A 17,603-nucleotide genomic window follows, 5' to 3' on the forward strand; every position below is an offset into this window, starting at 1 on the left:
GTGGGGTCAGGCGGCGGCGGTGGCCATCTTGCGGAGCCGGGCCAGCGCGTCGCGCTCGATGCGCCGGGCGCGGTCGCGGCCGATGCCGTAACGCTCGCCGACCTCGGTCAACGTGTGCTCGCGGCCGTCGACGAGCCCGTAGCGCCAGCGCAGCATCTCGCTCATCGGGCCGTCGAGCCCGGTCAGCCACTCCTCGAGCCGCTCGCGCTCCAGGATGTCGATGGCCTGCTGCTCGGGGTCGGCCCACGTCTCGTCGGCGATCATGTCGCCGAGCTCGGTCTCGTCCTCGTCGCCCACCCCGAGTTGGAGGGACACCGGGTCGGACGCCCAGCGCCGCAGCTCGCGGACCCGCTCGATGGGCAGGTCGAGCATCCCGGCGAGGTCGTCGTCGGTGGGCTCGGCGTCGAACTCCGCCAGCATGTCCCGGCGGACCCGCATCAACCGGGTCATCTGCTCCCCCGCGTGCGTGGGCAGGCGGACCGGACGGGCCTGTTCGTGGATGGCCCGGCCGACCGACTGCCTGATCCACCACGTGGCGTAGGTGGAGAACTTGTACCCCCGGCGGTAGTCGAATTTCTCCACCGCGCGGACCAGGCCCAGGTTCCCCTCCTGGACCAGGTCGATCAGCGGCATCCCCCGCCCCGAGTACTTCCTGGCCACCGCCACCACCAGGCGCAGGTTGGCCTGGATGAACTCGTCCTTGGCCCGCTGGCCCGAGATGGCCAGCCGCTCGAGCTCCTCGTCGGCCGCGTCCCCGATGCGCGGCTCCGAGCCCCCGCCGTCGAGCAACTGCTCCGCGAAGAGACCCGCCTCTATCCGCTTGGCGAGCTCCACCTCTTCCTCTGCCGTGAGCAGTGGGACCCGGCCGATCTCGGCCAGGTATGTCCCCAGCAGATCGCGGTCAGCGACGTGCTGCTCCTGCGTGCGACTCCCCGTAGGCCTTGCCATCCCCAGGCACCTCGTTCCGCAGCTCCGTACTTACCCGGCCAACGTCCGGCCAGGGGCAAAGATTCCCTAAAGCACTACGTCTGCGGGATGGTTCTGGATGTCCTCCTCAAGGAGGAGAGCACGACGAAAGACCTGGTGAGCAAGGAAAAGCGGGTGCGGAACGCGGGGAACGGGCGGGCCGGCGCGCTGCGACGAGCCTACGTCCGTGCCGCGCCGCGCGCGGCCCCCGGCGGGTCTTCTCCTCAGTCGACCCGGCCGCCCCTGGGCCGCAGGGTCAGCTCGGTGAGGTGGGCGTCGGGCCCGGCGGTGAGGACGCCGAGCACCGCCCTGGCCACGGTCTGCGGCGTGAGGTACTTCTCGGGCTCGAACGCGCCGCCCTCGAAGGCGCGGACCTCGCGCTGCATGTCGGTGGCGGTCCGGCCCGGGTAGACGGTGGTGACCCGGAGCGCGGGCTCCTCGAGCCGCAGCGCGTCGGCGAACGCCTTGAGCGCGAACTTGCTGGCCGCGTACGAGGCCCAGTCGGGGTTGGCCCGCTGGCCGGAGCCCGAGTTGACGCACACCACGTGCCCGCCGGCCGACCGGAGGGCGGGCAGCAGGAGCCGGGTCAGCTCGGCCACCGCGACCACGTTCACCTCCAGGGTCTGACGCCACACGTCGGCGTTCTGGTCGGCGATCCGGCCCAGGACGCTGACTCCGGCACTGTGCACGAGCACGTCGAGCCGCTCGATGCCCTCGACGTCGGCCGCCGTGACCCGGGTCAGCTCCACCGGCCAGGGCCGCGCGCCGGGCAGTCCGGCGGCCAGCGCGGCCAGCGCCGCCTCGTCGCGCCCGCCGAGGAGCACGTCATGGGTCGGGGCGAGGGCCGTGGCGACGGCCGCGCCGACGCCTTTGGAGGCGCCGGTGACCAGCGCCTTCGGTCGATCAGTCATGGGAGGCAGCTTATTGAGGCCGGGCGGCCGGCGCGGCCGTCGGCAGGGCAGCTCGGTGCCCGGCGGGGCGGCGGGGCGGCGCGGTCGCCGGCGGGGCGGCGCTCACTGGGGGAGGTCGCCGGGCAGGAAGGTGCCGGTCTCCTCGGTCATCCGCTCGTACTCGTCGAGTCTGGCCCGGGTGCGCAGCGGGGCGGCGTCGGCCATCGCCTCGACCAGGGCCATGGCCAGCGCCAGCGGCGCCGCGTGCGAGTCGAACACGAGCCGGTCGCCCACGGGTGCGTCCAGCACGATCTCGGCGGGGAAGTCGGGCCTGTCGGTGATGGCGACGATGCGCAGCCCGAGCTTGGCGGCGTACTCCAGCCCGTGCAGCGCCTCCGCCGGGTAGCGCGGCAGCACCACGGCCACCGCCCACTCAGCTCCCGCCCGGCGGGCCGCGTGCAGCCCGTCGGTCAGCTCGGAGCCGCCGTGGGTGAACAGCCGCACGTCGGGGTGGATGCGGCGGGCGTAGTAGGCGAAGGTGGTGGCCAGGCCGCACGAGACGCGCAGCCCGAGCACGGGCAGCGGCTCGGTCGCGGCGAGTTGCTCGCCCAGCTCCTTGAGCGGCAACGCCGCCAGGCGCTCCCTGACCCGGGCGAGGTTGCGGATCTCGCAGTCGATGGCGCCGCGCAGCAGCGTGTCCCACGGCGCCTCGGCTCCGCCCAGCACCATCGGCCGCAGCGCCTGCCGCATCTCGGGGTAGCCGGTGAAGCCCAGCACCATGGCGAACCGGGTCACGGAGGGCTGGCTGACCCCCGCCCGCTCGGCCAGCTCGACGCTGGACAGGAAGATCGCCTCGTCCAGGTGCTCGCTGAGGTACTGCGCGATCCTGCGTTGCACGGGTGACAGGCTCCGGCCGTCCAGGAGCAAGTCGAGCCCACCGTGATATCCGTCCGCCACGCCACGCTTCAACGTCGCCGGCCCGGCATTCTCATCCCGGCCGGTCGGGGGGACCGGCCGGGGAGCGGGGTCAACCGGTCAGGAACTGGGTGGCGGCCAGCTCTCGGTACAGTTCGTCGGCGCCCACGAGTTCGTCGTGGGTGCCCGTCGCCCGTACGCCGCCGCCCTCCATGACGACGATCCGGTCGGCGCCGGTCACCGTGGACAGGCGGTGCGCGATGACCAGCACGGTGGTCTCCTCGGCGACCTCGGCGATGACCTCGCGCAGGCGCAGCTCGTTGACCGCGTCGAGCTGCGAGGTGGCCTCGTCGAGCAGCAGCAGCCTGGGCTTGCGCAGCAGCGCCCTGGCGATGGCCACGCGCTGCCGCTCGCCGCCCGACAGCAGCACGCCGCGGTGCCCGACCGCCGTGTCCAGGCCGTCCGGCAGCCTGGACACCAGGTCGTCGAGCCGGGTGCGCGCGACGGCCCTCAGAAGTTCCTCCTCCGTCGCGTCCCGGGCGGCGAAGAGCAGGTTCTCCCGCAGGGTGCCGGCCAGCACGGGCGCGTCCTGCTCGACGTAGCCGAGCGCGGCGCGCAGCTCGCCGAGCGGCCAGTCGCGGATGTCCCTGCCGTCGATGCGGATCGTGCCGGACTGGTGCTCGTAGAAGCGTTCGAGCAGGGCGAACACCGTGGACTTGCCCGCGCCGGACGGCCCCACCAGCGCGGTCAGCCCGCCGGGCGGCACCTCGAAGCTCACGCCGTCGTGCACGACGGGCCGGTCGTCGCCGTAGCGGAAGACCACGTCCTGGAAGGTCAGCCCGGCCGGTCGCCCGGCGCCGGGCGTCTCGGTGGTCGCCGCCTCGGCGGGCAGGTCCTCGATCTCCTTGATCCGCGCCAGTGCGGCCAGCCCCTGCTGCAACTGCACCCCGCCCTGGACGAGCTGCCCGATCGGCGGCACCAGGTAGAACAGGTACAGCAGGAACGCGATCAGCGACGACACCTCCAGCGTGCCGGCGGCGACCCTGGAACCGCCCACGGCCAGCACGGCCAGGAACGCGATCTGCACCGACATCCACGTCGCCACCCCCGCGAGCGACGTCCAGCCGGCCACCTGCAGACCGCGGTCGCGGGCGCGCGCGGCGGCCTCGCCGACCACGGCGATCTCCCGCTCCTCCGCGCCGCTGGCCTTGACCGTCCGGTACGCCTGCAACGCCCGGTCCAGCACCGCGCCCATCTCGCCCACGGCCTCCTGGGCGTGGGCTTGCGCCCGCTGGATCTTCGGCATGATGAGCGCGACCAGCCCGCCGATCACCACCACAATCAGCAGGGTGACCAGCAGCAGCACGCCGTCCATGGTCGCCATCATGACGACCGCGCCGACCAGCATGAACGCCGCGCTGACGGACTCGACGATGCCGTTGGTCAGCACGGCGCGCAGCAGGGTCGTGTCACCGGTCACGCGTGACAGCAGGTCGCCCGGCTTGAGCCGGTCCACGTCGGCGACCTTGAGCCGCAACATGCGATCGACGAGCCTGCGCCGGGCGCCGAGCACGATGCCCTCGCCGGTGCGCTCCATCAGGTAGCTGCCCCCGGCCGAGACGACCGCGCCGACCAGCACGGCCACGGTCAGCCAGAGCAGCGGCCCGGCCATCGACCGGTCCTGGCCGAAGGCGTCCACCACGTACTTGGCCAGCAGCGGCATCGACAGGCCCGCCGCCGAGCCGATCAGGCTCAGTAACCCGCCCAGGACGAGGATCTTCCGGTGCACGCGGACATAACCGAGCAGTTCCTTGACCACCACATCTCCCTTCACGATATTTCGCGTCTTCTCCAACGAACGAAGGAGAGCGATCCGTGCCACCCGGATGGCGTCAACTTAGATTGACGACTTAAGTATGTCAACTTTGGTTGACGCATATTCCCGGGAGGACGACCGACATCCGGAGGCGGCCCGCGGACGAATAGGGCGTCGAGGAACCCCGGCCGGAACCTCGTCCGTCACGATCAGCCCTTTCCGAAAGGACCGAACATGGAGCTCCGGACCAACCGGCGCGCTCTGGTCGGACTCGGCCTCGCCGCGGCGCTCGCCATCACGTCGGCGGCCGCGCTCCGCACCGACTCCGGCACGGCTTCCTCGCATCGCGAAGCGCCGATGATCTCGGGGGACCCGCAGCACGACAACACCGACGTGTACGCGTTCGTCAGCCCCGACAAAGCCGGCACCGTGACCCTGCTGGCCAACTGGATCCCGTTCGAGGAGCCGCAGGGCGGCCCGAACTTCTACCCGTTCGCCACCCGGTCCCGGTACAACATCAAGATCGACAACAATGGTGACGGCAAGACCGACATCACCTACCAGTGGGTGTTCCGCAACGAGGACAAGCGCGGAACCACCACGTTCCTCTACAACAACGGCCCCGTCACCTCGCTGGACGACCCCAACCTGCTCTTCCGCCAGCGCTACACGCTCAAGCGGATCACCCCCGGCGGCTCCAAGACGCTGGTGGACGACGGCGTCGTCGCACCCAGCAACGTCGGCGCCGCGTCGATGCCCGACTACGGCGCGCTGCGCGGCCAGTCCATCAAGAGCCTGCCGGGCGGCGGCAAGTCCTTCGCCGGGCAGTCGGACGAGGCGTTCTTCCTCGACCTGCGGGTCTTCGACCTGCTCTACGGCGGCGACCTGTCCGAGGTCGGCCAGGACACCGCCAAGGGCTACAACGTCAACACCGTGGCCCTCCAGGTGCCGCAGTCGGAGGTGGCGCTCAAGGGCGACGCCAAGCGCAACCCCGTGATCGGCGTCTGCTCCACCACCGACAAGTTCAACGGCCGCTCGTACGTGCAGGTCTCGCGCCTGTGCAACCCGCTGGTCAACGAGGTCGTCGCGCCCGCCGGGCTGAAGGACGCCTACAACGCCCTCGACCCGTCGCAGGACGCGGACGTGAAGGCGCTGGTCGACCGGGTCACCGACCCGGAGGTGGCCAGGCTGCTCCAGGCCCTGTACGGCATCAAGGCGCCCGCGACCCCGCGTACCGACCTGGTGGAGATCTTCCTGACCGGCATCGCCAAGCAGAACGGCCCCATCAAGGCCGACCTGAACTCGCAGGTGCTCAACAAGGACGCCGGCAAGCTGCGCCCCTCGGAGCAGTTGCGGCTGAACATGTCCGTCCCGCCGGCGAAGGACCCGAACAGGCTCGGCGTCCTCGGCGGTGACCTGCAGGGCTTCCCGAACGGCCGGCGGCTCGCCGACGACGTCGTGGACATCGCGCTGCAGGCGGTGGCCGGCGCCGCGCAGAGCGGCAAGCTCATCCCCGGCCTGACCGACAAGGTGGACGGCAACGACAAGCCCATCGGGCAGTCGTTCCCCTACATCCCGCTGCCCGGCAACGTCGCAGTCAACCAGCGATAACCGTCCTGACCGGCCGGTTCCCTCTCCAGGCCGGCCGGTCCACCCCGGCGGCAGGCCACCCGTCTCCCACCGTCTGCCGCCGTCGCAAGGGCCGGCCGGCCGTGTTCTCCCCGTCACGGCCGGCCGGCTCCGTCTCCCAGTTCTGGAGCCCTGGACATGCGCGCGTTCGCGATATTCGCCGGCCTCGCCCTCCTCACGGCGACGCTCTTCACGATCGTCTCCTTCTCCTCCTCGCCGGTGACCCCGCCCGCGGCCCTGTCTCCGCAGGACCCGCCGGGCCGCGAAAGCCTCCAGGAGCGGCTCAGGCGCGTGCCCGGCGACCACCGAGGCTGGGCCGAACTCGCCCTCCACTACGTGGACCAGGCCAGGCTCACCGGCGACCCGATGTACTACACGAAGGCCGAAGGCGCCCTGGCCACCGCCGCCGGGCTCGACGGCCGCGACGACACCGTCCTGGCCGGGCAGGCCGCGCTGGCCGCCGGCCGCCACGAGTTCGCCGACGCGGTCCGCCTGGCCGAACGCGCCGTCGAGGCCAACCCGTACGGGCTCGCGGCCTACGGCGTGCTGGCCGACGCCAGGACGCAACTCGGCGACCTGGACGGCGCGCAACGGGCCGTGGACCGGATGATGGACCTGCACCCGGGAGTGGCCGCCTTCTCCCGCGCCTCCTACGCGGCGGAACTGCGCGGCGACCGGGACGGAGCACGCAGGTACCTCGAATACGCCCACGCCGACGCCTGGACGCCGGCCGACCTCGCCTACAGCCGCTACTACCTGGGCGAGCTGGCCCTGCACGCGGGCGACCTGAAGACGGCGGCCGGCTGGTACGCCGAGGCGCTGCGCGCCTACCCCGCCTACCCGCCCGCCCTCGCCGGCCAGGCCAGGGCCGCGGCGCTCGGCGGTCGTCTCGACGAGGCGCTCGACCTCTACGACACCGTGGTCCGGCGGCTGCCCCTGCCCCAGTACCTCATCGAGCAGGGCGAGACCCGGATCAAGGCCGGCGGGCGCGCCGACTGGACGCTGCTCAGGGCCCAGCGCGATCTCTACCGGGCCGCGGGCGTGCGCGACGACCTGACGTGGGCCGAGTTCGAGGCCGACCACGGCGACCCGGACCTGGCCGTCGGCCACGCCAGGGCCGAGTACGCCCGCAACCCGAACCTCGTCGCCGCCGACGCCCTGGCCTGGGCCCTGTACCGGGCCGGCGAACCGGCCGAGGCGCTGCGGTACGCCAAGGAGGCGACCGCCACCGGCTGGCGGAACCCGCTGCTCGCCTACCACCGCGCGAAGATCGAGCAGGCCCTCGGCCGTCCCGCGCGGGTGGACCCTGGATTCGACCCGACGCTGTCGTCACTGGCGAGGTTCTCATGAGAGTGTTCCGGCTCGGCCTGCTGTCGGCCCTGGCGGGCCTGCTGCTCGCGTTGTGCGCGAGCGTGCTGCTGAGCGGCGCCGCCTCGGCCCATCCGCTCGGCCGGTTCACCGTCAACCACTACAACGGACTGCGGGTCTCGCCCACGCAGGTGACCAGCCTCGCCGTCGTCGATCTGGCCGAACTGCCCACCCTCCAGGCCAGGGCGGAGGTGGACGCCTCGTACGCGGCCCGCCGCTGCGCCGCCCTGGCCGCCGCCCAGCGGCTGGAGGTGGCCGGGCGGGCGACGCCGTGGCGGGTGACGAGCTCCGCCTTCGCCTACGCCCCCGGCGAAGGGGGCCTGGAGACCAGCCGCCTGTCCTGCCGGCTCGTGGCCGAAGTCCGCGCCGCGGGGGCCATGAGGTTCACCGACGGGTTCGACCAGGACAGGATCGGCTGGCGTGAGATCACCGTGGCCGGGGACGGCGTGCGGCTGAGCGGCTCGTCGGCTCCGGCGGCGAGTGTCAGCCGGGAGTTGCTGGCCTACCCCGACGACCTGCTGTCGGACCCGCTCGACCAGCGCACGGCCACGTTCACCGTCGCGGGCCCGGCCCTGGGACCGCCGTCCGGGTCCGGCGCGGCGGCGGGGGGCACGCCGTCCGGGGGCCTGGACGCCGGGATCGGCGGCCCGCTCGGCACGGCGCTGGCCGCGCTGGAGCGCACGTTCACGGGGCTGATCGGCTCGGACGCGCTGACGGTTCCGCTGGGGCTGCTGGCGGTGGGGCTGGCCGTGGTGCTCGGGGCGGGGCACGCGCTCATCCCGGGGCACGGGAAGACCGTCATGGCCGCGTACCTGGCCGGGCGGCGGGGCCGTCCGCGCGACGCGCTGGTGGTGGGCGCGACGGTGACGGTCACGCACACGGCCGGGGTGCTGGTGGTGGGGCTGCTGCTGTCGGCGTTCACGACGCTGGCCGGGGAGTCGGTGCTGGCCTGGCTGGGGGTGGCGGGCGGCGCGCTGATCGCCGTCGTCGGCCTCCGCCTCCTGCGCGACGCCCGCCGCCCGGCCCTGCACGATCACGGGCACGGGCACGGGCACGGGCACGGGCACGGGCACGGGCACGGGCACGATCATGGTCATGGTCATGGGCACGGGCACGGGCACGACGGCTCCGCGCCCGGCAGGCGGGCGGGGCTGGTCGGGCTGGGAGTGGCGGGCGGCCTCGTCCCCAGCCCTTCGGCCCTGATCGTGCTGCTCGGCGCGATCGCCCTGGGCCGGACGTGGTTCGGCGTGGCCCTGGTGACCGCGTACGGCGTCGGCATGGCCGCCACCCTCACCGTCACCGGCCTGCTCCTGGTCAGGCTCGTGGACCGCCTGGAGGCGCGCGCCTCGGCCGGTCGCCGGCTGGCGGCCAGGGTCTCGGGCCTGGCTCCCGTGGGCACGGCGGCCATGGTCGTCCTGCTGGGCGCGGGCCTGGCCCTGCGCTCAGTGGCATCCCTCTAGCGGGGAGCCGCGGCGGGCGTGCGTCAGGTGTGCCGGCGTCCGCGCCGGGTGGACGGCAGGTCGTGACGTCCGGACAGGAACTCCTGGAACGCGATCTTCGCCCTGATCGCCGGCCGCCGCCACCGCTCCTCGCGGTGGATGGCTTTGGCCATCTTGCGCGGCGACTGCCCGGCGAAGAACCAGCGGGCCCACGGCGAGCCGGGCCGTGCCAGCCGGATCGCCCCCACCAGCAGCATGGGCGGCACGAACAGCCCGGCCATGCCCGTCCAGATCTTGCCCTTGAGCAGCGTGACGACGGCTAAGGCCAGATTGGCCACGATCAGCGCGGCGGGGTTGACGGGGGTGCCGTAGTTCCAGGTGAGGGGGCGCAGGCCGATGAGGAGCAGGCCGGTCACGGCGACCGCGATGAAGACCGCGTCCACCGAGGTGCGCCCCTCCTCCTCCCAGTAGACGTCGTGCAGGTGCAGGATGAGCGCGAACTCGTCGAGCACCAGCGCCGAGCCGACGCCGAAGACGGAGGCCGCGACGGCGGTCCCGGCCTGCGAGCTGGGCGAGACGATGAGCGTGACCCCGCCGACCAGCATCAGCACCACGCCGAACACCACGTGGTGGATGTGCATCTCCCCCACGTTGATATTGCGGAACCAGCCGATCTTCGCCCTGATCAGCCGGACGTTGATCCGGGTGGCGATGAAGGCGGCGATGAGCATGACGAAGTAGCAGAACAGCGGCAGCCGTCCTGTGGCGATGATGCTTTGCTGAAACCAGTCCCTCATGGCACTGGTTCCGATGGTATGAGGAGATCGCCTGTTCCAGGTGCTTTGCCACTCCCGGACGGCCCGCGCCGCGCCCGCCGCTCAGGCCAGGAACGCCCGTAGCAGGGCCGCCGTCCCCTCCAGGTGCTCCACGACCGCCCGCCTGGCCGCCTCGGGGTCGCCGGCGAGGATGGCGTCCACGATGGCCTGGTGCTGCGCGACGGCGTGGTCCAGGTTGACCTGGAGCATCGGGATGGCGTTCAGCAGGTCGCTGACCCGCGAGCGGGCGTCCGCGCAGGCCGTGGCGAGCAGGGTGGAGCCGGTCAGCTCGGCGATCGACAGGTGGAAGGCGGTGTCGAGGCGGCGGTAGTCCTCCAGCCCCGCCTCGTTGAGCTCGGCGAGCCGGCGTACGAGCACGGCGCGCCTGTCCTGCGTCAGCTCGGACGCGGCCAGCACCTGGGCGGCCCCGCACTCCACGGCCAGTCGGAAGGTGAGCGCGTCCGTCAGTTCGGCCGTGCCCATCTTGTTGACCGCCTGGCGCAGGTCGCCGGCGTCCGGCCGGGGCGGCACGTACGTGACGAACGCGCCGCCGTAGCGGCCCCGGCGCACGTCGAGGTAGCCCGCGTCCGACAGGGCGCGGATGGCCTCGCGCAGCGTGACCCTGCTGATGCCGAGCCGCACGGCGAGCTCGCGCTCGGGGGGCAGTTTCCGACCGGGCGGGACGACGCCCAGTTTGATCGCCTGGAGCAGCCGTTCCACCGTCTCCTCGAAGGCGTTGCCCGCTCTGACCGGGCGCAACACCGTCATCAAACGCGCCGACTCGTCCAACGTGTCCTCAGGTCTTGACAAGCGATCCCGCCATACACATCAATGGTCTGAGACTAGCCCAATTAACGGGAAAGCGCTTCAGGCCAGATCGGAGCTGCACAGCGTGAGCGATCGAGCGAGCACCGGGTACCTGTCCGTCTCCGAGTTGCGCGCCGACGTGGCGGCGGGCCGGATCGACACCGTCCTGCTCGCGATCGCCGACATGCAGGGCAGGTTGCAGGGCAAGAGACTGTCGGCGCGCTACTTTCTCGACGAGGTGCTGCATCACGGCTCCGAAGGCTGCAACTACCTGCTGGCGGTGGACGTGGACATGAACACCGTCCCCGGCTACGCGATGTCGTCCTGGGAGCGGGGCTACGGCGACTTCGTGATGCGGCCCGACCTCGCCACGCTGCGCCGGGTCCCCTGGCACGAGGGGACCGCGATGCTGATGGCCGACCTGGGCTGGGAGGACGGCCGCGACGTGACCCCCTCCCCGCGCCAGATCCTGCGCGGGCAGCTCGCCCGCCTGGCCGAGCGCGGCCTGACCGCCTACGTCGGCACCGAGCTGGAGTTCGTGGTCTACGACGACAGCTACGAGGACGCCTGGCGGCGCGCCTACCGCGACCTGACCCCGGCCAACCTCTACAACGTAGACTACTCGCTGCTCGGCACGGCCCGCATCGAGCCGCTGCTGCGCCGGATCAGGCGCGAGATGGAAGGCGCCGGCCTCTACGTCGAGTCCGCCAAGGGCGAGTGCAACCTGGGCCAGCACGAGATCACCTTCCGCTACGACGAGGCGCTGCGCACGTGCGACAACCACGTCATCTACAAGACCGGCGCCAAGGAGATCGCCGCCCAGGAGGGCCGGTCGATCACGTTCATGGCCAAGCCGAACCAGCGCGAGGGCAACTCCTGCCACATCCACATCTCGCTGCGCGGCGGCGGGGACGAGCCGGTGATGGCGGGCACGCAGCCGTACGGGCTCTCGCCGCTCGGCGCGGGCTTCGTCGCCGGCCAGCTCGCCCACCTGCGAGAACTGACCCTCCTGTACGCCCCCAACATCAACTCCTACAAGCGCTACGTGCCCGGCAGCTTCGCCCCCACGGCCGTCAAGTGGGGCGTGGACAACCGCACCTGCTCGCTGCGGCTCGTCGGCCACGGCAGCTCGCTGCGGGTGGAGAACCGCGTGCCGGGCGGCGACGTGAACCCGTATTTGGCGGTGTCGGCGCTGATCGCGGCCGGGCTGCGCGGCATCGACGCCGAACTGGCGCTGGAGGACCCGTACGAGGGCAACGCCTACACCTCCGGCGCCGAGACCGTGCCGCACACCCTGCGCGACGCGCTGGCCCTGTTCGAGGCGTCGGAACCGGCCCGCGAGGCGTTCGGCGCGGACGTGGTCGAGCACTACGCGAACAACGCGCGGGTGGAACTGGCCGCCTACGACGCGGCGGTGACGGACTGGGAGATGTTCCGTGGTTTCGAGCGGATGTGACGTGAGCGCATGAAGATCGTCAACCCGGCGACGGAGGACGTCCTCGCCGATGTGGAGTTGGCAGACGCGGCCGAGGTGGACCTGGCCGTGGAGCGTGCCAGGAAGGCGCAGGCGGCCTGGCGCGAGGTGGCGCCGGGCGAGCGGGCGCGGCTGCTGCGCCGCTTCGCCGGCCTCGTGGACGAGCACGGTGAGGAGCTGGCGCGGCTGGAGGTGGCCAACGCCGGGCACACGATCGGCAACGCCCGCTGGGAGGCCGGCAACGTACGCGACGTGCTGCACTTCTACGCCGGCGCCCCCGAACGCAACCACGGCAAGCAGATCCCGGTGCCCGGCGGGGTGGACCTGACCTTCCAGGAGCCTCTGGGCGTCGTCGGGATCATCGTGCCGTGGAACTTCCCCATGGTGATCATGATGTGGGGCGCGGCCCCGGCGCTGGCGGCGGGCAACACCGTGATCGTCAAGCCGGCCGAGTGGACTCCGCTGACCGCGCTGAGGCTGGCCGAGCTGGCCCTGGCGGCGGGCCTCCCCGAGGGGGTGCTCCAGGTGCTGCCTGGAGCAGGGGAGGTCGCGGGGGCCCGCCTGGTGGCGCATCCCGGCGTGGCCAAGATCGTGTTCACCGGCTCGACCGAGGTCGGCAAGGAGATCGCCGCCAAGGCGGCGAGCCAGGTCAAGCGGGTCACGCTGGAGCTGGGCGGCAAGTCCGCGAACATCGTCTTCGCCGACGCCGACCTCGCCAGGGCCGCGAGCAGCGCGCCCTACGCCGTCTTCGACAACGCCGGCCAGGACTGCTGCGCCAGGTCCAGGATCCTCGTCCAGGCCGCCGTCCACGACGAGTTCATGGAGCGCCTGGCCGGAGCCGTGCGCGGGGTCGTGGTCGGCGACCCGCTCGACGAGGCCACCGAGATGGGCCCGCTGATCAGCGCCGAACACCTCGAACGCGTGCGCGGCTTCGTCGAGGGCGAGCCCTACCTGCGCGGATCCTGCCCCGAGGGCAAGGGGTACTGGTTCCCGCCGACCGTGCTGACCCCCGAGGTCACCGACCGGGCGTTCACCGAGGAGATCTTCGGGCCCGTCGTGTCGGTGGTGCGGTTCGAGGACGAGGCGCAGGCCGTCCGGATCGCCAACGACACCCCGTACGGGCTGAGCGGCTCCATCTGGACCCGCGACGTGGGGCGGGCGCTGCGCGTGGCCAGGGCTGTCGAGGCGGGCGCGCTGTCGGTGAACTCCCATTCCTCGGTCCGCTACTGGACCCCGTTCGGCGGCTTCAAGCAGTCCGGCCTCGGCAGGGAACTCGGCCCTGACGCGCTGGCGGCGTTCACCGAGACCAAGAACGTCTTCATCTCAACGGAGTGAGTGGGCACATGCAGCGGTTGCAGGATAGGGTGGCGGTCATCACCGGCGCGGCCAGCGGGATCGGGCTGGCCACGGCCCGCCGCTTCGCCGACGAGGGCGCCCGGGTGGTCTGCGTGGACGTGGACGAGGAGGCGGGCGTCAAGGCGGCCGACGGCGTCGGCGGCCTCTTCGTCAAGGCGGACGTGACCAGCGAGGACGACGTCGCCCGGATGTTCCGCACGGCGTACGACACCTACGGGAGCGTGGACGTCGCCTTCAACAACGCCGGCATCTCGCCCCCCGACGACGACTCGATCCTGGAGACCGGCCTCGACGCCTGGCGCCGTGTCCAGGAGGTGAACCTGACGAGCGTCTACCTGTGCTGCAAGCACGTCATCCCGTACATGCGCCGTCAGGGCAAGGGGTCGATCATCAACACGGCGTCCTTCGTGGCCGTCCTGGGGTCGGCGACCTCGCAGATCTCCTACACCGCGTCCAAGGGCGGGGTGCTGGCGATGTCGCGGGAGCTGGGCGTGCAGTTCGCCAGGGAGGGCATCCGGGTCAACGCGCTGTGCCCGGGGCCGGTGAACACGCCGCTGCTCCAGGAGTTGTTCGCCAAGGACCCGGAGCGGGCGCAGCGGCGGCTGGTGCACGTGCCCGTGGGCCGCTTCGCCGAGGCGTCGGAGATCGCGGCCGCGGTGGCGTTCCTGGCCAGCGACGACTCCTCGTTCATCACGGCCAGCGAGTTCCTGGTGGACGGCGGCATCTCCGGCGCCTACGTCACCCCGCTCTAGGAGGACGGCATGGGTCCCGTCATCGGCATCACGTGTTACGTCGAGACCGCCTCGTTCACGGTGTGGCAGGACACCCCCGCGGCGCTGCTGCCGTACGCGTACGTGGAGCGGGTGGTGCGCGCGGGCGGCCAGCCGGTCCTGCTGCCGCCGGCCGGCGCGCCCGCCGGGCTGGTGCGCCGGCTCGACGGGCTGATCCTGGCCGGGGGCGGCGACGTCGACCCGGCGCGGTACGGAGCGGAGCCGCACGAGCAGAGCGGCTACGTCCGGAAATTTCGTGATGACGCGGAGTTCGCCGTCATTTCGGCGGCGCTCGACGCCGGGCTGCCCTTCCTGGGCGTCTGCCGCGGCCTCCAGGTGCTCAACGTGGCCCTCGGCGGCAGCCTCCACCAGCACCTGCCCGACCTGGTCGGGCACACCGGCCACTGCCCGGGGCCGGGGCGCTTCGGGCACCTGCCCGTCACCCCCGCCCCCGGCACCCGCCTGGCCAAGGCGCTGGGCGAGCAGCCGGTGACGGTCGCGCACTACCACCACCAGGCCGTGGACCGCCTCGCCCCCGGCCTGACCGTCACCGCCGCCACCGGCGACGGCACGATCGAGGCCGTCGAGACGGACGCCTCGGAGGCGTTCACCATGGCCGTGCAGTGGCACCCGGAGACGGCCGACGACCACGCGCTGTTCGAGGCGCTGGTCCGGGCCTGCTGACACCGCTCAGGCCGGCCGGGGCTCACCCGGCCGGCCTGAACGCCCCCTCTATCGAGATGGCCTCGGCCCCGTACCTGTCCTCCAGGCGGCGGCGCAGGTCGTCGCTCACCACCCAGACGCTGACGTTCACCCGGTTCGTGACGGGGTCGGGCGAGGTCGCGAGGATCCCGGCGTCCTTCTCCTCCCCCAGGTCCCGCTGGATCGCGAGCAGTTCGGCCTCCGTGCGCTCGGCCGGGGTCAGGCACAGCGGGCCGCCCCACACCTCGCGGATCCACCGCTCCCGCGCTGCCAGGTCACCCGTGAAGCGCAGGTTGACCACGTGGCGCGCGGCGTCGATCGGCTCCTCCCGCACGGGGGTCGGTGCCGGGTCGAGCCGGTCGAACCAGGCCCCCGCGAAGTCCTCCGCCGTGCGGGCCCGCTCGACGGCCTTGTTCATCGCCTTCTCCGTGGTCGTGGCCTCGTCCACGGCCCGCCAGCCGCCTTCGGGAGCGGGACACGGGGTGTCGAGCCTGCCCGGTTCCCGCGCCGGGGTCGCCTCGGGCTCGCCGGGCGGCTCCGTCAGCGTCAGCCGCCTGCCGTCCCAGGTGCCGACCAGCCGGTACCGGCCCCATTTCACGCCGCCGCTCGACTCGTGCGCCACCTCGGCCCAGTCCAGGCCGACGACGTCGGGGCCGTCGCACTGGGGCGGGTCCGACGTCATGACGGCGTAGCAGAGCTGGGGGCCGTGGCCGCCGCCTTCGAGCACGGTCATGCTGGCCGTGTGACGAGCCGGCTCCGGTGCGGCGGCCGGGCGGGCGCCGCAGGACGCCACCGCCGACAGAGCGGCCACCAACGCCAGGCTTCCCGTCAACCGATGCATACTCCTATGACGTGATCGCGCCCCGCGCGGTTCACATCGGGCCCGCAACGCGACAACAACCCCGTAACGGCACTAGGCTGACGAACATCACCGTCGAAACCGTGCGGGAGAGCACCCTGACAGCCGGTCAGGGTCCCTGAAGGAGCAAGCCCTCCCCGCGAACCTCTCAAGGCAAAGGACCGCACGGACGAGGTGTCCTCTGGAAAGCAGGCCCATGGGCCTCGCCGAAGGTGAAAGTCCGGCAAAAGCCGGGCGAAGCTCTCAGGCATCGATGACAGAGGGGGAGGATCCTGGCATCCACTCCTGTCCTGAGGTGCGCCCAATGTCCCGACCGACACCGCTACGAGACGTTCACGAGAGCCTCGGTGCCACGCTCACCGACTTCGCCGGATGGCTCATGCCCCTCCGGTACGGCAGCGAGTCCGCGGAACACCGGGCCGTACGCGAGGCCGCCGGGCTGTTCGACCTCTCGCACATGGGCGAGATCTTCCTGACCGGCCCGCAGGCGGGCCAGGCGCTGGACTACGCGCTGGTCGGGCACCTGTCGGCGCTGGCCCCCGGCCGCGCCAGATACACCATGATCGTGAACGAGCGCGGCGGGGTGCTCGACGACCTCATCGTCTACCGGCTCGGGGACGAGGAGTTCATGGTCGTGGCGAACGCCTCGAACTACGAGACGGTCGCCCACGAGCTGCGCGGCCGGGCGAAGGCGTACGACACGGTGGTCGAGGACCGCTCCGACCAGTACGCGCTGATCGCCGTCCAGGGCCCGCGCTCCCAGGAGATCCTCGCCACGCTCACCGACGCCGACCTCGGCGGGCTCAAGTACTACGCGGGCCTGCCCGGCCTGGTGGACGGCCGGCAGGCGCTGATCGCCCGGACCGGCTACACCGGCGAGGACGGCTTCGAGCTGTTCGTGGCCAACCAGGACGCCGTCCCCCTCTGGCACGCGATCGCGGCGGCCGGGCAGCCGTACGGGCTCACGCCCGCGGGCCTGTCGAGCCGCGACACGCTCCGGCTGGAGGCGGGCATGCCCCTGTACGGCAACGAGCTCAACGCCGAGCTCACCCCGTTCGACGCGGGGCTGGGCAGGGTGGTGAAATTCGACAAGCCGGGTGACTTCGTCGGCAGGTCGGCGCTCGAGGCGGTCAGGAACGACCCCCCGCGGCGCGGGCTCGTCGGCCTGGTCGCGCGGGGCCGCCGGGTGCCGCGTCACGGTTACCCGGTCACCAAGGACGGCGTCGTCGTCGGCGAGGTCACCAGCGGTGCGCCCTCCCAGACCCTGGGAAAGCCCATCGCGATGGCCTACGTCGACACCGGCGCCGATTCAGGCCTGGCTGTGGACATCCGGGGCAGCCATGAACCTATGGACCTGGTCGAGCTGCCCTTTTACAGGAGGAACAAGTGAGCAACATCCCTGACGACCTGAGCTACACCAAGGAGCACGAGTGGGTGGCCGGCCTCGACGACGGCCTCGTGGTGACCGTCGGCGTGACGGCCTTCGCCGCCGAGCAGCTTGGTGACGTCGTCTACGTGCAGCTCCCCGAGGTCGGCGCGAACGTCGAGCGGGGCGACTCGGTCGGCGAGGTGGAGTCGACCAAGTCGGTGAACGAGATCTACGCCCCCGTCGGCGGTGAGATCACCGAGGTGAACCAGGTCGTCGTGGACGACCCGGGCCTCGTCAACAGCGACCCGTACGGCGATGGCTGGATGTTCAAGGTGCGCGTGGCAGGCGACCCTGAGGACCTGCTCTCGCCCGAGGAGTACACCGCACTCACCTCAGGCGAGTCCTGACCTTCACCGCCGGGGCCCCGC

16 protein-coding genes and 1 riboswitch are annotated in these 17,603 nt (G+C 72.1%); of the genes, 9 read left to right on the forward strand and 7 right to left on the reverse strand.

Annotated elements, in window-relative coordinates:
• Positions 1-6 precede the first annotated feature (6 nt).
• From FAF44_RS01710 to FAF44_RS01725, 4 genes are all read right to left on the reverse strand, one after another.
• Positions 7-948: an RNA polymerase sigma factor RpoD/SigA gene (locus tag FAF44_RS01710; RefSeq protein WP_237101170.1), complete on the reverse strand. Its 942-nt coding sequence runs from the start codon at positions 946-948 to the stop codon at positions 7-9.
• A 242-nt stretch (positions 949-1,190) separates the two neighbouring features.
• Positions 1,191-1,877 carry an SDR family oxidoreductase gene (locus tag FAF44_RS01715; RefSeq protein ID WP_237101171.1) on the reverse strand — a complete coding sequence of 229 codons (687 nt, stop codon included), beginning with the start codon at positions 1,875-1,877 and terminating at the stop codon, positions 1,191-1,193.
• A gap of 102 nt (positions 1,878-1,979) precedes the next feature.
• Positions 1,980-2,753, reverse strand: coding sequence for a MurR/RpiR family transcriptional regulator (locus FAF44_RS01720; RefSeq protein ID WP_237101172.1), 774 nt, complete (start codon positions 2,751-2,753; stop codon positions 1,980-1,982).
• Between the two features lie 130 nt (positions 2,754-2,883).
• Positions 2,884-4,605, reverse strand: a complete 1,722-nt coding sequence (locus FAF44_RS01725; protein WP_237101173.1) for an ABC transporter ATP-binding protein — start codon at positions 4,603-4,605, stop codon at positions 2,884-2,886.
• 216 nt (positions 4,606-4,821) lie between these two features.
• Between FAF44_RS01725 and FAF44_RS01730 the strand changes: the two genes are divergently transcribed.
• The 3 genes from FAF44_RS01730 to FAF44_RS01740 all read left to right on the forward strand — a co-directional run bounded on the left by FAF44_RS01730 (position 4,822) and on the right by FAF44_RS01740 (position 9,044).
• On the forward strand, positions 4,822-6,198 hold the full coding sequence (locus tag FAF44_RS01730) for a DUF4331 domain-containing protein (RefSeq protein ID WP_237101174.1): 1,377 nt from the start codon (positions 4,822-4,824) through the stop codon (positions 6,196-6,198).
• A 156-nt stretch (positions 6,199-6,354) separates the two neighbouring features.
• Entirely contained in the window at positions 6,355-7,566 is a 1,212-nt protein-coding gene (locus tag FAF44_RS01735; protein ID WP_237101175.1) for a lipopolysaccharide assembly protein LapB, read from the forward strand.
• A complete protein-coding gene (locus FAF44_RS01740; protein ID WP_237101176.1) occupies positions 7,563-9,044 on the forward strand; it encodes a nickel/cobalt transporter in 1,482 nt (493 codons plus the stop codon). Before FAF44_RS01735 ends, FAF44_RS01740 begins: the two co-directional genes overlap by 4 nt.
• A 23-nt stretch (positions 9,045-9,067) precedes the next feature.
• Here the strand turns inward: FAF44_RS01740 and FAF44_RS01745 are convergent, their stop codons facing one another.
• Both FAF44_RS01745 and FAF44_RS01750 read right to left on the reverse strand, forming a co-directional pair.
• On the reverse strand, positions 9,068-9,820 hold the full coding sequence (locus FAF44_RS01745; protein WP_237101177.1) for a hypothetical protein: 753 nt from the start codon (positions 9,818-9,820) through the stop codon (positions 9,068-9,070).
• An 81-nt stretch (positions 9,821-9,901) separates the two neighbouring features.
• On the reverse strand, positions 9,902-10,606 hold the full coding sequence (locus tag FAF44_RS01750; protein WP_237101178.1) for a FadR/GntR family transcriptional regulator: 705 nt from the start codon (positions 10,604-10,606) through the stop codon (positions 9,902-9,904).
• A 124-nt stretch (positions 10,607-10,730) separates the two neighbouring features.
• Here FAF44_RS01750 and FAF44_RS01755 point away from each other — a divergent pair, with 124 nt between their 5' ends.
• The 4 genes from FAF44_RS01755 to FAF44_RS01770 are packed head-to-tail and all read left to right on the forward strand — an operon-like array spanning position 10,731 to position 14,929.
• A complete protein-coding gene (locus FAF44_RS01755; protein ID WP_237101179.1) occupies positions 10,731-12,101 on the forward strand; it encodes a glutamine synthetase family protein in 1,371 nt (456 codons plus the stop codon).
• A 9-nt stretch (positions 12,102-12,110) separates the two neighbouring features.
• Complete coding sequence (locus tag FAF44_RS01760; protein ID WP_237101180.1) at positions 12,111-13,454, forward strand: aldehyde dehydrogenase; 1,344 nt, start codon at positions 12,111-12,113, stop codon at positions 13,452-13,454.
• 8 nt (positions 13,455-13,462) lie between these two features.
• Entirely contained in the window at positions 13,463-14,227 is a 765-nt protein-coding gene (locus FAF44_RS01765; RefSeq protein ID WP_237101181.1) for a 3-oxoacyl-ACP reductase, read from the forward strand.
• 9 nt (positions 14,228-14,236) lie between these two features.
• Positions 14,237-14,929: a gamma-glutamyl-gamma-aminobutyrate hydrolase family protein gene (locus FAF44_RS01770; protein ID WP_237101182.1), complete on the forward strand. Its 693-nt coding sequence runs from the start codon at positions 14,237-14,239 to the stop codon at positions 14,927-14,929.
• Between the two features lie 22 nt (positions 14,930-14,951).
• Here FAF44_RS01770 and FAF44_RS01775 read toward each other — a convergent pair whose 3' ends face one another.
• The gene (locus tag FAF44_RS01775) at positions 14,952-15,779 is read right to left on the reverse strand and encodes a hypothetical protein (RefSeq protein ID WP_237101183.1); all 828 of its coding nucleotides are present in this window, start codon (positions 15,777-15,779) and stop codon (positions 14,952-14,954) included.
• A 103-nt stretch (positions 15,780-15,882) separates the two neighbouring features.
• Positions 15,883-15,980, forward strand: a riboswitch (glycine riboswitch).
• A 130-nt stretch (positions 15,981-16,110) separates the two neighbouring features.
• Here FAF44_RS01775 and gcvT point away from each other — a divergent pair.
• Both gcvT and gcvH read left to right on the forward strand, forming a co-directional pair.
• Positions 16,111-17,196, forward strand: a complete 1,086-nt coding sequence (gene gcvT, locus FAF44_RS01780) for a glycine cleavage system aminomethyltransferase GcvT (protein ID WP_237101184.1) — start codon at positions 16,111-16,113, stop codon at positions 17,194-17,196.
• A complete protein-coding gene (gcvH, locus tag FAF44_RS01785; RefSeq protein ID WP_237101185.1) occupies positions 17,193-17,582 on the forward strand; it encodes a glycine cleavage system protein GcvH in 390 nt (129 codons plus the stop codon). The genes gcvT and gcvH overlap by 4 nt, the downstream gene beginning before the upstream one ends.
• Positions 17,583-17,603: the final 21 nt, after the last annotated feature.

This window comes from Nonomuraea sp. MG754425 (assembly GCF_021699195.1).
In the GTDB taxonomy this organism is placed as follows: Bacteria; Actinomycetota; Actinomycetes; order Streptosporangiales; family Streptosporangiaceae; genus Nonomuraea.